At 64.4% G+C, this 15,566-nt stretch carries 9 protein-coding genes and 1 rRNA gene; 9 read left to right on the forward strand and 1 reads right to left on the reverse strand.

The annotated features are described in order from the left end of the window. From rrf to DFR67_RS29175, 4 genes are all read left to right on the forward strand, one after another. Nucleotides 1–88, forward strand: a 5S ribosomal RNA gene (gene rrf / locus DFR67_RS29160); the annotation flags it as partial. Between the two features lie 244 nt (nucleotides 89–332). Then, nucleotides 333–1,787 (forward strand): MFS transporter, encoded by a 1,455-nt coding sequence (locus tag DFR67_RS29165; RefSeq protein WP_425451362.1) that lies wholly within the window; start codon nucleotides 333–335, stop codon nucleotides 1,785–1,787. 77 nt (nucleotides 1,788–1,864) lie between these two features. Beyond that, on the forward strand, nucleotides 1,865–2,284 hold the full coding sequence (locus tag DFR67_RS29170) for a hypothetical protein (protein WP_110472959.1): 420 nt from the start codon (nucleotides 1,865–1,867) through the stop codon (nucleotides 2,282–2,284). A 64-nt stretch (nucleotides 2,285–2,348) separates the two neighbouring features. Beyond that, nucleotides 2,349–5,708 (forward strand): DEAD/DEAH box helicase, encoded by a 3,360-nt coding sequence (locus tag DFR67_RS29175; protein ID WP_110472960.1) that lies wholly within the window; start codon nucleotides 2,349–2,351, stop codon nucleotides 5,706–5,708. Nucleotides 5,709–5,731: 23 nt separating this feature from the next. On the opposite strand, the gene DFR67_RS29180 is transcribed toward DFR67_RS29175, so the two are convergent. Beyond that, on the reverse strand, nucleotides 5,732–7,333 hold the full coding sequence (locus DFR67_RS29180; protein WP_110472961.1) for a PucR family transcriptional regulator: 1,602 nt from the start codon (nucleotides 7,331–7,333) through the stop codon (nucleotides 5,732–5,734). A gap of 144 nt (nucleotides 7,334–7,477) precedes the next feature. Here DFR67_RS29180 and DFR67_RS29185 point away from each other — a divergent pair, with 144 nt between their 5' ends. From DFR67_RS29185 to DFR67_RS30705, 5 genes are all read left to right on the forward strand, one after another. Next, complete coding sequence (locus tag DFR67_RS29185; protein WP_245938238.1) at nucleotides 7,478–8,968, forward strand: CoA-acylating methylmalonate-semialdehyde dehydrogenase; 1,491 nt, start codon at nucleotides 7,478–7,480, stop codon at nucleotides 8,966–8,968. A gap of 21 nt (nucleotides 8,969–8,989) precedes the next feature. After that, complete coding sequence (locus DFR67_RS29190) at nucleotides 8,990–10,372, forward strand: aspartate aminotransferase family protein (RefSeq protein ID WP_110472963.1); 1,383 nt, start codon at nucleotides 8,990–8,992, stop codon at nucleotides 10,370–10,372. Between the two features lie 275 nt (nucleotides 10,373–10,647). Beyond that, nucleotides 10,648–11,289 carry a LysR family transcriptional regulator gene (locus DFR67_RS29195; protein WP_110472964.1) on the forward strand — a complete coding sequence of 214 codons (642 nt, stop codon included), beginning with the start codon at nucleotides 10,648–10,650 and terminating at the stop codon, nucleotides 11,287–11,289. Nucleotides 11,290–11,677: 388 nt separating this feature from the next. Beyond that, nucleotides 11,678–12,697, forward strand: coding sequence for a hypothetical protein (locus DFR67_RS29200; RefSeq protein WP_146240573.1), 1,020 nt, complete (start codon nucleotides 11,678–11,680; stop codon nucleotides 12,695–12,697). A 10-nt stretch (nucleotides 12,698–12,707) separates the two neighbouring features. Beyond that, nucleotides 12,708–15,416, forward strand: coding sequence for an outer membrane protein assembly factor BamB family protein (locus DFR67_RS30705; protein WP_158540072.1), 2,709 nt, complete (start codon nucleotides 12,708–12,710; stop codon nucleotides 15,414–15,416). Nucleotides 15,417–15,566: the final 150 nt, after the last annotated feature.

Consider the following 15,566-nt stretch of genomic DNA (forward strand, 5'->3'; position numbering starts at 1 on the left):
CGGTCCCATTCCGAACCCGGAAGCTAAGCCCACCAGCGCCAATGGTACTGCACCCTAATCAGTGTGGGAGAGTAGGACACCGCCGAACACAATTTGCGAATACCCCGTATCCGAAGTCTCACGACTTCAGATACGGGGTATTTTGCTATCCCCACACCACATCCAGCCCCCTTAGACCCAGCCAAGGGCATACTGCCCTCGGCAGACCCTCTCGGGGACGAATCCGGTGACGACTGCTGCTGACAGCCCGCGACAGCTCATGGCAGATCCATGTAAGACCCCACTCCTAGCGTCAGAGACATCAACGCGAGCTAGGAGATCTCGATATGTTCATGACCAAGACTGCGACCGCTACACCGTCGCGCACCTATACCTCCCTCGCTGCGGCGTGGATCCCACTTGCCGCGCTGTGTCTGGCGTTCTTCGTCGAGATGGTCGACAACACACTCCTGTCGATCGCGCTGCCGACCATCGGCCGAGACCTCGGCAGCGGCACCACGGCCCTGCAATGGGTAACCGGTGCCTATTCACTCACCTTCGGTGGCCTCCTGCTGACCGCCGGCTCGATTGCTGACAGATTCGGACGTCGACGGGTACTGCTGATCGGGCTGGGAGTGTTCGGCACCCTGAGCCTGCTCGTGGTCGCCGTGACCACGACCGGTGAGCTCATCGCCTTGCGCGCTGCACTCGGAGTCGCCGCTGCAGCCATGGCCCCGATCACGAACTCACTGGTGTTCCGTCTGTTCGATGACAAGACCCTGCGCATGCGAGCAATGACGGTGATGATCGTCGTCGGAATGTCCGGATTCGTCCTCGGCCCGGTACTCGGTGGCACGGTTCTGACCCATGTGAGCTGGGAATGGCTGTTGGTCGTCAACGCGCCCATCGCCCTGATTGCCGGCGTCGGCGTTTGGTTCGGTGTCTCGCCCGACCGACGCGACGGCCTGACCAACGATCGTCTCGACCTGCCGGGCGCGCTGTTGAGCATCAGCGCCATCGGCCTGGCCTGCTGGTCGCTGACCAGTGGTGTCCTGCACGGCTGGCTCTCCGCAGTGACGGTGGCATCGATCGTCGGCGCCCTCGCTGCCGGCGCCGCGTTCATCTGGCACGAACGTCGCAGCGCTGCACCCATGCTCGACCTCCGCCTGTTCTCCGTCGGCACGGTCAGAGGCGCCACCATTGCACAGATCGGGACGTCGATCGCGATGGCCAGCGTGATGTTCGGGCTGATCCTGCACTTCCAGTACGCCTACGGATGGAGTCCGATGAAGGCCGGCCTGGCCAACCTGCCGATCATCATCACCATGATCGCGGCGACCCCGCTCTCGGAGTGGCTGGGTGCCCGGTTCGGCCATCGGATCGCCTGCCTGGTCGGTGCGGCCTGCCTCGGTGGTTCCTTGCTCGGTCTGTCGTGGGGCGTCGAGCACGGATACCTGGCAATCGCGATCTGCCTGGTGGTGATGACGATCGGCCTGCGGATCGTCATGACGATCTGTGCGGTGGCACTTGTCGAGGCGATGCCGGCCAACCGCACGTCGATCGGAACAGCCCTGAACGACACCACACAGGAAGTCGGCACCAGCGTCGGTACAGCGGTGGTCGGCACTCTCATCGCGGCACTGGTGACTACCCAGCTACCCGTCGGCGCCTGGAGCAGCAGCCTGATCGATTCGTTCTTCCAGGGCGAACGCATCACCTACGCGATCCTTGCGGTCGTCGTCGGACTGGTCGCCGCCGCCGGCGCGCTCATGCTCACCAACTCGCGCACCACGGAGGAGGCCCACTGACGTCTGATACCACCGGTCTGCACCCAACCGTTTCGCGGTGTGGTCTAGTACCTGTGTACCGACAGTGGGGGATACGAATGCAGATGCGTACAAGGTTCTTGATCGTGATGATCGCGGTCCTGGCCCCTTTGATCGTCACCGGCCCGGGTACCGCCGCAGCGGAACCCGTCCGCGCCGCCGAGGGGTACGGGTTCCGTCTCGATCCGTTGACCACCAAGCTCTTCGCCACTGACCCGGCGCGTGCACTCGCCGAAGTGGCGCAAAGCCGATCGCTGTCTGCGCCGTATGGGCTCGAGCGTCAGAACTTCTGGTTCGCGACCGAAATGGCACAGCGAGCGGCACGACATCTCCAGGGCTGTGTCGAGGTCCATGTCCGCACCACCGTCGATCGATCGACGTGGTCAGCCGTTGGGAAGGAGTTCAACCCCTGCCCCTGGGGTGTGCCGTCGATGTGGCGGGAAGCGCCCACACCGATCGGCGGTTGGAGCCGGGGATAGTTGCGTTTGCCCGTCGAGAACCACCATCGGTAGAGCGAACTTCGCGAGCAGATAGGCTCGGTCAGTGTTTTCCAGCTGGGCCCACACGATCACCGCGGAGCGGCTCGCACCTACCTTCGGTGCCAACGTCGTCGCGCGGGGCGAGGAGTGGCTCCGCGATGGGGCAGTGACCGACCTCGCCTGGGAGGGCGGATCGGTTCAGACACTCAGCGGCACCTGCGACGGGCCGGGTCACGATCACAACGACGTTGCGATCACGTTTGCGTCGGTGGGCGAAGAGTGGTCGATCGGTCGCGCCATCTGCACCTGCCCGGTCCGGATGAACTGCAAGCACGGCGCGGCCGTGCTGTTGACCGGAGCGCAGCCGGGGGATGAGGAACAGGCGTGCTCTCCGACGTGGGAGTCGGTGGCGACGTCGATCATCTCCGAGTCTACGCCGGGGCAGTCGGGCAAGGCACTTGCTGTACTCGTCAGCGTTCACGGCCCCGACCCTCGGTCCGACGACGACCCCGCGGTAGGGCTGTTGCCGCTGACCGTCGACGACAGCGGGTCATGGGTGCGCACAGGTACTTCTTGGCGGGTCCTCGGCGGGTCTGATGTTCATGGCGAGTTCGATGCCGGCCAGTTCCGGGCGTTGCAGCGTTTGGCTCAGACCCACGACGGATTGGCCGGATCAAGCCCCCACGTGCATCTCGACGTGAACAGCGCGCCGACGGCGATCTGGTCTGCGCTCGAGGATGTGCTGGCTGCGGGCATTCCGCTGATCGCCGATACGTCGTCACTCATCGACCACATCGCGATTGCGAAGCGTGCCGGTCTGGGTCTCGACATCGGGCCCAGCGAGACCCCCGCGTCGGCGTCACTCAGGGCCCACATGATCGTCGACGACGAACCGTGGAATCTCGCCGACACCCATCTGTTCGGTGCACCGAGCCCCCATGGGGTGTTCCGGGTCGTCGACCGCGTGCTGACCTTGGCCCCGTTCGATCCGGTACCTCCCAACTCCCTGCTGCAGATGGCACGCAGCAAGCTGACGTCGCAGATCCCCGTCGCCGATGCCGACCACTTCATGAACGACGTCCTGCCCCGATTGCAGGCCTCGGTTCCGGTGCGGGTGGCCCCTGGCCTGTTCGAGCCGCCGGATATCAGCGCTCCGACACCGGTGCTGACGGTGACCACCATTGACGACGGTGCTCGGGCACACTGGTCCATCCGCTATACCGTCAATGGCGAGGTTCGCGACACTGATCCGGCGAAGCGGGTGCCTGCCGGCAGCTACAGAGACAGATCTGCTGAAGACGCTGTGTGGCAACGCATCGACGACGTACTCCGCGCGGTCGTCTTGTCCTCCGACTCCTGGCCGCAGCAGGCGCGTGATGCTCTCGACGCGGTCCCGACGGCGTCGATGACCCAGCCCATGATCAAGGAATTCCACGCACTCCGGGCCGCCGAGGACGTCGACGAGACGTTGGCAGCGGCTTCGCTGCGCACCTTGTGGGCGGGTGTGACACTGTCGGCGGTGGAGGCCGCGCGATTCTATGTCGAGGTGCTGCCGCAGATCGTCGAGCGTGACGACATCATCGTGGAGCTGTCCGAGGAACTCGCGGGCTACCGAAAGTCGGAGTCGGCTGCGCAGCTCCGGTTCTCGGCTCCCGACGCGCAGACCGTCGGCAACGACTGGTTCGACCTGCGGATCACCGTCACCGTGGACGGCGAGCAGGTACCGCTCGCGGCGTTGATCAGAGAGCTGACCAGCGGTGCGACGTACATGCTGCTTCCGTCCGGCACCTACTTCGAACTCGATACCCCCGAACTCCACAAGTTGGTCGAATTGCTGGCCGAGGGCCGGGCTCTCGGCGAGCTGGACGGAGACCAGGCCAAAGCGAGCTCGTACAACGTCACGCTTTGGGAAGAACTGCTCGAGCTGGGCATCGTCGACGAGCAAACCCGCGCGTGGCAGCAGAATCTGGCGCGGTTGCGGTCGGCGCGACCCCCCACCGAGGTCACCCCGCCCGACATGATGCAGGCCGAGTTGCGGCCGTACCAGCTCGACGGACTCAACTGGCTGACCTTTCTCTGGGACAATGGGTTCGGCGGCATTCTCGCCGATGACATGGGCCTGGGCAAGACCTTGCAGACCCTGGCGTTGATCGGCCGGATCCGTGAGGCCGGCGAGTCCACGAAACCATTCCTGGTGATCGCGCCCACCAGCGTCATCGCCAACTGGTTGGCCGAGTGTGAGAAGTTCACGCCTGACCTGACCGCGATCGCCGTGACCGCATCGGAGGCCAAGAGCCGTGGGTCGCTCCAGGAGCGGATCGCCGGGGCCGACATCGTCATCACGTCCTATACGTTGCTGCGCATCGACTTTCCTGTGTTCGACGCGGTCGAATGGGCCGGGCTCATCCTCGACGAGGCGCAATTCGTCAAGAACCACAAGGCGAAAGCCCATCAATCTGCTCGGCGGTTGGCGACGCCGTTCAAGCTGGCGATCACCGGCACCCCGATGGAGAACAACCTGATGGAGCTGTGGTCGTTGCTGTCGATCACGGCGCCCGGGCTGTTCGCCAAACCGAAGCAGTTCACCGAGTTCTTTCGCAGGCCCATCGAGAGCGGCGCCCACCCTGAGCGGCTGGCGACACTGCGGCGACGCATCAAGCCGGTGATGTTGCGCCGCACGAAGGACCAGGTCGCCACCGATCTGCCGCCCAAGCAGGAGCAGGTGGTGTCGGTGGCGTTGATCGACAAACACCAGAAGATCTACGACACCAGGCTGGCCCGGGAGCGACAGAAGGTCCTCGGTCTGCTCGGTGATTGGGAGCGCAACCGCTTCGAGATCTTCCGGTCGCTGACGATGTTGCGGCAATTGAGCCTGCACGCCGGGTTGGTGGACCCCACGAAGCGGGATCTGCCGTCGGCGAAGGTGGAGTTCCTCGAAGAACAGTTGCCCGAGCTGATCGCCGAAGGCCACAGTGCGCTTGTCTTCAGCCAGTTCACCGGCTTCCTGGCGATCATCCGGCAACACCTGGACGCGGCGGAGATCCCGTACAGCTACCTCGACGGATCGATGACCGCCCGGCATCGCACCGAGGCCATCTCGAAGTTCTCGGCAGGTACGACGAAGGTGTTCCTGATCAGTCTCAAGGCGGGCGGCTTCGGCCTCAACCTCACCGAGGCCGACTACGTGTACGTCTGCGACCCGTGGTGGAATCCGGCCGCCGAAGCCCAGGCCGTCGACCGTGCTCATCGGATCGGTCAGACTCGACCCGTGACGGTGTACCGGTTGGTGTCTGCGGGGACGATCGAAGAGAAAGTCGTTGCGTTGCAAGACCGTAAGCGTGAACTGTTCACCGCCGTCATGGACGAGGGGGAGATGTTCGGAAGTGCGATCGGCGTCGACGACATCCGGGAGTTGCTCGGGTAGCGTCGATGCTTTCGGCGTTCGGACTATCGTGCGTCGATGATCAGCATCGCAGTGTGCAGGGACGTCCGGGATTCGGCATCGTTGAGGTCCGCGCCCAGTAGTCGTGACAGTGTGTCGAGCCGCGCGTACAACGTCGGCCGCGAGAGATTCACCGACGCAGCGAGATCCGTCTTGTTCCCGCCGAGTTCGAGGTACCGGCGCAGGAGGGTGAACAGCTCGTCGCCGTGCTTGGCGCGGTGCTCGAGCAGCGTGCGTAGCTCGGTCTCGGCAAACGCCTGCACTCGTGGGTCGTCGCGGATCAGGGCGATCAACCCGCGCAGGCGGGTATCTGACGATCGATGGAAGGGACGGTTGTCCGGCAGTGCGAGGGCGACGTCGGCCACGTGACCCGATTCCGCGAGTCCCGCTGCCGTGTCGATGATCTGCGTGGCGTCGGGTCCGACGCCGATCGCGCACCGCGTCACCCCGTCGATGCGGTTGACGGAGTGACGAATGGCGAGGCAGATGTCGGTGAGGGGGTCCGTTCCCGGCCTGGTCGGGTGTCGCCGGGACAGCAAGACGTCGATGCGTCGTCCGCCTTCGGTCGCGGATGTCAGTGCGGTGTCCCGTCCTGCGTTGATCGCATGCGTCACCGCATCGAGGATGCGGGCCCGGCGCTGCTGCACCAGGAGCTGGTCGGTGCTCGCGGTGTCACGCACCCGAATGGTCATCGCAACGTAGACGGGGCTCGGTGACAGGCCCAGCGCGAAGGCGCGAGCGGAGGCCTCTGCTTCGGCGTGAATCCTGTTGTGCCGCAGATCATCGACCAATCCGCCCTGGGCGCGCAGCTCCAGCGAGCTGCGGTCCTGCTCGGTCATCCGGTTGAGGGCAATCGCCTGGGCAGCGCGTTCGATGGTGACGATCGACCGATTGTCGGCGACATGGCAATACGGCGCGATCAGCCGGCCCCAGGTCTGAGGCTGGGCACCGACCGGCCGCGCGAGCCAGGCTGTGGGCGCCGGCGGGCTGCCTGTGCCGATCTCAGGTGTGAGCCGGGACCGACGCTCCCAGTCGGTCAGCAAGGAGGCCGCGTCGGTACCGGCGAAGGAGACGACCTGACGATTGAGATCTTCGAGCACCACCGGCGCCTCGAGCATCTGTGCTGCGGCAACGACTATTTCGTCGACGGAGGCACGCCGCATACTGAGCTCGGTGAACGTTTCGTGCGCGGTGCGGGCGAACTCCAGTTCGCCGTACTGATCGGCCACGATGGCGCGATGCACCTGCTCGGTCAGTTGGACGAACCGGATCTGCCGGTGCAGCGCGATGACGGGGAAGCCAAGACCGCGACCTGTCATGGCGACCGACCTCGGGACCTCGTCGATGTGGACGCCCAACTCGACGATCACTCCGATGGCTCCCGCCGCCACCAGGCCCTCGAGGTACGAGTCCCGGGTTGCGGCATCGGCGAGGGCGCGGCCGGTGGTGAGCACCAGCTCGCCGCCTTCCAACAGGTCGGACAGGTCGGCGAGATCGCTGACGTGCACCCAGCGCACAGACTGATCGAGAGGACCTTCGGCGACCACCTCAGGCTGCCCGGCTCGTACCACCGGGAGTGCGAGGATGTCGGCGATGGTGAGCTGCATTGACAGAGTGTAAGACAATCGCCGCCGAGTGATACAACTCGTCGGCCCGGCGAGGGCGGCTTACCCGGCATGGTTAGACGTGGACACCCAACCTTGACGAATAGGATTCCTGTGACACAGACCGTTGCCGATACCCCCGCCACCGTGTCGACGATCGGCCATTGGAGCCGGGGCGGTGCCTTCGCGGGCAGCGCAGATCGCTTCGCCCCGGTGACCAATCCGGCTACCGGCGAGGTCACTGGTCAGGTCGCCTTGGCCGACGTTGCGGATGCCCGCGCGGTGATCGATGCTGCGCGTGAAGCCTTTCCCGCCTGGCGCGACACATCGCTGGCCAAGCGCACCACGATCCTGTTCGCATTTCGCGAGTTGCTCAATGCGCGTAAGGGCGAACTGGCCGAGATCATCACCGCCGAGCACGGCAAGGTCGTGAGTGATGCGCTCGGCGAGATCAGCCGTGGCCAAGAGGTCGTCGAGTTCGCCTGCGGCATCGCACATCTGCTCAAAGGCGGCATGACGGAGAATGCGTCGACCAAGGTCGATGTCGCCTCCCTTCGTCAGCCCCTCGGACCGGTCGGCATCATCTCCCCGTTCAACTTTCCGGCGATGGTTCCCATGTGGTTCTTCCCGATCGCCATCGCCGCCGGCAACACCGTCGTCCTCAAACCCAGCGAAAAGGACCCGTCCGCGGCGTTGTGGATCGCCGAACTGTGGACCGAAGCAGGCCTACCCGATGGTGTGTTCAACGTGCTGCAGGGTGACAAGGTCGCCGTCGACGAGGTGCTGACCAACCCTGCCATCAAGGCCATCTCCTTCGTCGGCTCCACACCCATTGCGCAGTACGTGTATTCGACCGCCACCGCGCACGGCAAGCGGGTCCAGGCACTCGGCGGCGCCAAGAACCACGCGATCGTGCTGCCCGACGCTGACCTGGACCTGGCAGCGGACGCCATGGTGAACGCAGGTTTCGGCTCGGCAGGTGAACGCTGCATGGCCATTTCCGCGCTTGTCGCGGTCGGTGACATCGCCGATGAGCTGGTGGGCAAGATCGCCGATCGCACCAAGGACCTGAGAATCGGGGACGGCACGCGCGGCACCGACATGGGACCGCTGGTCACCCAGGTCCACCGAGACAAGGTCGCCTCCTACGTCGATGCCGGAGAAGCAGACGGGGCCACCATCGTGGTCGACGGTCGCAACGTCCAGGCCGATGGCGCTGCCGGCGGATTCTGGCTCGGTCCGACCCTGATCGACCATGTTCGCACCGACATGAGTGTGTACACCGACGAGATCTTCGGTCCCGTGCTGTCTGTTGTGCGGGTCGACACCTACGACGAGGCAATCGATCTGGTGAACTCCGGGCCGTTCGGCAACGGCACCGCCATCTTCACCAATGACGGTGGCGCGGCGAGGCGATTCCAGAACGAGATCGAGGTCGGCATGGTCGGCATCAACGTGCCCATCCCGGTGCCCACCGCCTACTACAGCTTCGGTGGATGGAAGAACTCGCTGTTCGGTGACACCCATGCCCACGGCACCGAAGGGGTGCACTTCTACACCCGGGCCAAGGTGGTGACCACCCGCTGGCTCGACCCCAGTCACGGCGGCATCAATCTCGGCTTCCCGCAGAGCAACTGACGTACGAGCGGAGTTCTTCTCATGACTGCAGTGGCTTCCACCCTGCCGACCGGACAGACATTCGACACCGCGCTCGCGCAAGGGCGCCGGGCCTACGAACTGGACCGCAAGCATGTGTTCCACTCCTGGTCGGCCCAGGCCAAGATCGATCCGATGACCATCGTGGCGGCGCAGGGCTCGTACGTCTGGGATGGCGAGGGCAACCGGTTGCTCGACTTCTCGTCGCAGATGGTCAACACCAACATCGGTCACCAGCATCCGAAAGTTGTTGCGGCGATCGCCGAGCAGGCGGCCACGCTGTGCACCATCGCGCCGCCGCATGTCAACGCGGCACGGTCAGAGGCGGCCCGGTTGATCGCCGAACGTACGCCCGGTGATCTGAACCGCGTGTTCTTCACCAACGGCGGCGCCGACGCCGTCGAGCACGCGGTCCGTATGGCCCGCCTGCACACCGGGCGGTACAAGGTGCTCTCGCGCTACCGGTCCTATCACGGTGGCACCGACACCGCCATCAACCTCACCGGTGACCCGCGGCGCTGGCCGAACGACTACGGCACCAGCGGCGCAGTGCATTTCGACGGGCCCTTCCTGTACCGCTCCGCATTTCATGCTTTTGATGAGCAGCAGGAATGTCAGCGGGCGCTCGAGCACCTCGATCGGCTGATCGCCATGGAAGGCCCCACCACGATTGCCGCGATCATCCTCGAGTCCGTGCCGGGCACGGCGGGGATCATGGTTCCGCCTGCCGGCTATCTGGCCGGGGTTCGTGAGATCTGCGACCGGTACGGCATTGTCTACATCGCCGACGAGGTGATGGCGGGCTTCGGCCGCACCGGAGAGTGGTTCGCGGTCAACCACTTCGATGTCACCCCAGATCTCATCACCTTCGCCAAGGGGGTGAACTCCGGGTACGTCCCCCTGGGCGGGGTTGCCATCAGTGAAGCGATCGCGGCGACGTTCGCCGACCGCCCGTACCCCGGCGGACTCACGTATTCAGGTCATCCGTTGGCCACCGCAGCGGCGGTGGCCACCATCAACGCGATGGAGGACGAGCAGATCGTACAGAATGCGGCGCGCATCGGAGCCGACGTGCTCGGGCCCGGCCTCCGAGACCTGGCAGCGCGTCACCCGTCGGTGGGTGAGGTGCGTGGCCTCGGCGTGTTCTGGGCGATCGAGCTGGTCGCCGACCCGGCGACCCGTGAGCCACTGGCTCCCTACGGCGGCACCAGCGCCGCCATGAACGAGGTCGTCGGGGCGTGTAAGACGAACGGGCTGTTGCCCTTCGTCAACTTCAATCGGATCCACGCGGCGCCGCCGTGCACCGTCGGTGACGACGAGGTGCGAGAAGGACTCGCGATCCTCGACACCGCATTGAGTGTCGCCGACAGGCACGTCGTGCACTGATCACAAGCTGGTCGCCCTGAAAACCGTCAAATACTAGGCCTCCGAGGGAAGATATCCCTCGGAGGTCTAGTATTTGACGGTTTTCAGGGCGTTGCCGGTTATGCAGTCAGTGCTGTCCAGCCGAGGCGACCGAGGCGTACCTGTCCAAGCTGGCCGCCGAGAGGTGAGGCTCTCCGTCAGGCCTTGGCCTGGTGGCCATCGAGCCGGCACACTCTGTTCCCCCGTTCATAACCCCCGTTCGTTAAGTTGGGGGAGTCGGTTTGAGGGGGTGCAGGATGGATTTTCGCCATCTCACATCGTTCATCGTCCTCGCTGAGGAGCTACATTTCGGACGGGCGGCCGCGCGCCTGCATCTGACTCAGCCATCGCTCAGCGCGCAACTGCAAAAGCTGGAGAAGTCGCTGGGTGTCACGCTGGTGGTCCGGACATCGCATGAGGTGCAATTGACGTCGTCGGGTGCGGAGTTCGCCAAGCAGGTACGGATGGTCGTTGCACAGATGGAGAAGGCTGTCGTCGTGACGAAGTCGACCGCTGCCGGGGAAGTCGGTTCGTTGAACATCGGCTACAACTTCCCTGCGAGCAGGCATGTCCTGCCGGCCGCGCTGACGCGCCTCAACGAGCGGCATCCGAGGATGGCCGTGTCATTGTGGGAGAAGAGGACCGGACCGCAACTGACCGGCCTCGTCGAAGGTTCCCTTGATGTGGCTCTCGTCTACGGCCGTCCACAGATGCCGAACCTGCGGGCCAAGTTGCTGCTGTCGAAGGTACCCATCGTCGCTGTCGTCGGTCGTTCACATCCGTGGGCGGGCCGATCGAGCGTGCAGTGCGCAGAATTGGCGGATGAGAAGTGCAGCGCCCGATGGACGGCGATAAGAACCGCCAATGGCGCGAGAGGTAGTGCGGAGCCAGAGAACTGATGTACGCGAGGACGTGGTGGACCCCAACAGTGGACGCGCGACTCAACTGCTTAAGGACCGGTCTATTGGGGAGTTCGGGGTAAAGGTGCCTGTGAAGGCTCAGAGCTGTCTCGCCGGCGGGTGGGTCGTCGAAGTTGTACTCGTTGGTATCCGAATCCCGATGGTGCTGACGCCCGGATCAGCTCCGTAGAATCGACGCACATTCGTTCACCCGGACTGGCATACATCGCGTACCCGCTCGACCCGAATGATCCTAACCGAGGTCAGACGCTGTGCCCAAGCCTGGGCACGCCCGATCAGAGCCTTCAACTGGTCATATGTTCGTACCATTTCGACCCGTACGGCCCACCCACAGGTGCATCTCGCCCGATCATTGGGTCATCCGCGGATGAAGTACGTGATGGAGGGGACGGTCGCCATGGAGATATTGCTCGTCGTTCTCGTCATCGCCGTGGCGATCTTTGCGGTGTGGTTGTGGGATCGACTGGTCGACGGCGCGTCCAACGTCTTGTTGCGCGTGATCGCCTGGCCGTTCGAAAAGCTCGTCGGCGCATCGAAGAACTCTGATGCACGTCGCACTTTCCGTACACCACAACGCTTTCAGCTCGCTGCTGAACCCGGACAGGTGCGAGAGGCCCTCGGCCGGTTGGACGGCGTGACCAGTGCGCCGGCGGCGGGGAAGATCGCGCCGTACTACCTGGAGAGCCAATCCGGACGAGTTCGAATCGGCGTGGGCAACTATCTGCTCACCCCATATGAGCTGGAGGTCGACTTCACGGCCGGCTGGCCGGGAACCTGCGGTGAGGTGCGCTATGTGCGATGGGACGACGACCCCGCCGACGACCTGGACATCCACCGGGAACTGCTCGGAGACATCTTCGGCGCATTGGGTGCGCTCGACTCGATGCTGTACGTAACCACTGAACCGATCGCAATAGATACCGAGACACCGCCACCCGACCCGCAGACGCGAACGGATCCGTCGACCAGGCGTGACTTCAGGCCCGGGGCTGGCGCGCCGATACTGCCCGGCACCGGATCGGTGGCAGTCCGTTCGTCGATCGGTCGACTACCGGCCATCCCGTCGCTCGCGGCGGGTTTGTTTGCGATCGCACTGGTAGTCGGAAGTTGTGCTGCCATGGGTACCTTCTCACCGACCACCACGTCCGAGCTGTGCTCGTCCTACCGCGAGGCCAGGGACGGGTTCAGCTACAGCTCGAGCGACTCTGTCGAAGACATCATGGACAAGGAGAACCTTGGCGACGAGCTGTCGGAACTGCACGACCGCGCGGATAACTACGACGACGACGGGGTCAAAGACGACGCCGATCGCATCGCTGACCTTGGCGACCCGGTCACCCGATCCGAGTTCACGTCGGCCACCACCTCCATAGCTGTGATCTGTTAGGGGCCATTCGATGAGCACTCCCACACCCTCCGACGGACCGACACCCTCTCGGCGTTACGGGGTAGCTGTTGGTGTCGGCGCGTTGATGGTGGTCGCCGCGATCATCTGCTTCTTCCTGCCATTTGGTGGCACCTTTGGTGCCTTGATAATCCTGCTGGCAGTGGTGTACGCCTTCGGTGCCTCAACAGGTATGGATCCGTTCGCGAACGCTCGAACCACCCTGGAGCATCTCCGTGTTGCCGCGTCGACCGCAACCGGTGTGGTCCCGCAGGAGTCTTGGCAACCAGCCCCTCCACCGCCCGCGACCCCTCCACCGCCCGCGACCCCTCCACCGCCCGCGACCCCTCCGCCGCCCGTGGCTGCTGCGTTGCCACCGGCTCCACCGCAAGCCCCGCCGCCAATGGCGCCGCCGCCGCCTCCGCCACCCAACCATTGGTCCAATGGCGCTGCTCCCGGCGTCCCTCAACAGCGTTCTGGCCCACAACAGCGGTCCGGCCGAAAACTGCTGTGGAGTTTGGTCGCGATCGCAGTGGTCGCTGTCGTCGCGGTCGCCACCGTCGCTGTCGTGCTGGTCACGCGCAACACCGACAACGACGACACCGGCACAGTTGCACTACCTGCCGACATCCTGCAGTCGGCCTACCCAGATGTGCCGACCCGGACGTTTGCGGTGATGAGTGATGAGGTGGGCACGTCGGGAACATTCCGCCGGCCGAACTATGCGATCGGTGGCGAAGAATCGACCGGATACTTGAAGTCGGACAAGTACGCGATCACCGGAATCGCGGGCGGTCTGATCGCCATCAATCCGGCCACCGGCGAGGTTGCGTGGATACAGGATTCCGCCGGCGTCTCCGGCTGCTCGGATGTCTTCGATGACCAGACCATCGCGTGCGCTACCGAAAATGGTCTTGTATTGCTGTCGGCCGAGACCGGCGATGTAACACGACAGTTGCCGGGTTCCGAATACACGCGAATGCAAAAGTTCGGCGACAAATACGCCTACGCCCGTACAGATTACGGCAGCGCTGCCGTGTCGTTGGGAACCCTGGATGACCCAGAGGCCTACTGGCACCGCGAGATGCCGATCGCTGGGGGTACTCGCAACGAACTAGTTGTCTCCGACGACATCATCTTGTGGCGTGACCTCAGTGCAACCGGTGGTTGGGCGATGGCCTACAACGAAGCAGGCGATGAGCTCAATCCGGATCCGCGGAACTTTGGCGCGCTGATGGGTAACGGTTGGTTTGTCGCCTCGGGCGCACCGGGTGGCGCTGTCTACAACTCGGCCGGCGAACAGTTGTACGACGGCATCATGCACGCGGCCCAACCGGAGATGTATGCACCGGCACCGGGGATCGAAATCGCGTTCACCGGGGGAGAAGTCGTCGATCCGAGCACCGGCCGCGAGCTGTGGAACTTCGCGGACGGTGAGCTGCCCCCGACGGATGGCCTGCACGCGGAAGTTCGGGGTGTGGTGGGCTCGGTGGTCCTCGCGAACACTTTCCCGCGGGGCGGTCTGCTCGCCGTCGATGCCCGCACCGGAGCGACGATGTGGAAGATTCCTGACGGCGTGTCGTCGTATGCGCTGACCACCGACGGGCAGCGCGTGATGGGCATGGACGAGTATGGCACCGTGACGGCCTACGACGTCGCTACCGGCAGTGTTGCCTGGACCGTCGATGCCGGAGACCTGGGTTACTACCCGAAGCTGTTCGTTGTCGGCCCTCACCTGGTGGCCGTCGGGTCGGACGCCATGGTGGGCTTCACCGGAAGCGGTGAACCTGCAGTGCTTTACGACTCCGAAGCTGCCTCTACGGAGACAGCCGCAGCGCAGTCGGACGGCAAGGTCACCAAGTGTGGGAGTGCGCCCAGGGTGGTGCCGGAGAACTTTCGCGCCACCGATGGCGCGCTTGTCGTGCGGTTGAAGTTCACCGCCACATGCGATGGTGGTGACATCGTCTCCAATTCGGGGTACCGCGTGACAATTCGGGACCAGGCAAGTCTGATCGCGTCGGCGCAGTTCAATTTAGGCGGGTCGTCGGTGTTGGCGCTGCCCCGCGACGGTGGGTCTGTCGCACGCGACTTCGTCTTTCCAGCGGGCACGTTTTGGAGACTGCCTGCATCACTGAGCGGCGGGGGCGGGTCGAATACCTCGGTGTCCGGCGGCAACCAAACGGTGGAATGTACATCGGAAGGTTCTGACACGGTCTCCACGGGGCAGGAGGTATCGCCGTCGAGTTCCGGGGGCGGCGGCCAGCTCAGCGGTGTGCCGGCCGCTGGCGGTGGCGTGACGGCTGACCCTGCCCGGAACGCACTCGATGCTCTCCGTGCGCAGGCGAACGCGGATCGTCCACTGGTGCAGCGAGATCTGGCGGAACGGTGGCTCGCGCAGATCTCTGCGAAGCAGGTACGCACTCCGCCCATGGTCGCCGTGGACATCGACGACACCACGATGGTGGCGTGGACGCCAGAAGAGATTCTGCGTCAGCACCTTGCGTTGAGGTCCCGCTACCCGGAGGTCCGCCTCGTCTACTCCAACGAGTGGAGCACCTTCGATCTGCGGGACTGGTGGATCACCGTGGCCCAGCCGAATGTTGCTGATGCGGTCAGCGCGAACGCATGGTGTGATTCTGCAGCCCTCGCCCCGAATCAGTGTTTCGCCAAACTCATCAGCAACACCCGAGGGTCTGAGGGGACGACTGTCTATCGGCGGTGAGGTAGTCGGTCGTCGGCAAGACCGCCTGGTCGAACCTATTCGTCTGAGCAACGACTGCTCGGGTAGTCCAAGTTCTGCCTCATCCGCGCGATGATGCGGTCTGGACCCCGGCTCGATCGCATCACCGTCGGGTGTGATGACCGAACCGAT

Source organism: Williamsia limnetica (assembly GCF_003217475.1).
In the GTDB taxonomy this organism is placed as follows: domain Bacteria; phylum Actinomycetota; class Actinomycetes; order Mycobacteriales; family Mycobacteriaceae; genus Williamsia; species Williamsia limnetica.

Coding starts and splice junctions, on each gene's coding strand:
- DFR67_RS29165 (WP_425451362.1), top strand. CDS start 333: ATGACCAAGACTGCGACCGCTACACCGTCGCGCACCTATACCTCCCTC.
- DFR67_RS29170 (WP_110472959.1), top strand. CDS start 1,865: ATGCAGATGCGTACAAGGTTCTTGATCGTGATGATCGCGGTCCTGGCC.
- DFR67_RS29180 (WP_110472961.1), bottom strand. CDS start 7,333: ATGCAGCTCACCATCGCCGACATCCTCGCACTCCCGGTGGTACGAGCC.
- DFR67_RS29190 (WP_110472963.1), top strand. CDS start 8,990: ATGACTGCAGTGGCTTCCACCCTGCCGACCGGACAGACATTCGACACC.
- DFR67_RS29195 (WP_110472964.1), top strand. CDS start 10,648: ATGGATTTTCGCCATCTCACATCGTTCATCGTCCTCGCTGAGGAGCTA.
- DFR67_RS29200 (WP_146240573.1), top strand. CDS start 11,678: ATGAAGTACGTGATGGAGGGGACGGTCGCCATGGAGATATTGCTCGTC.
- DFR67_RS30705 (WP_158540072.1), top strand. CDS start 12,708: ATGAGCACTCCCACACCCTCCGACGGACCGACACCCTCTCGGCGTTAC.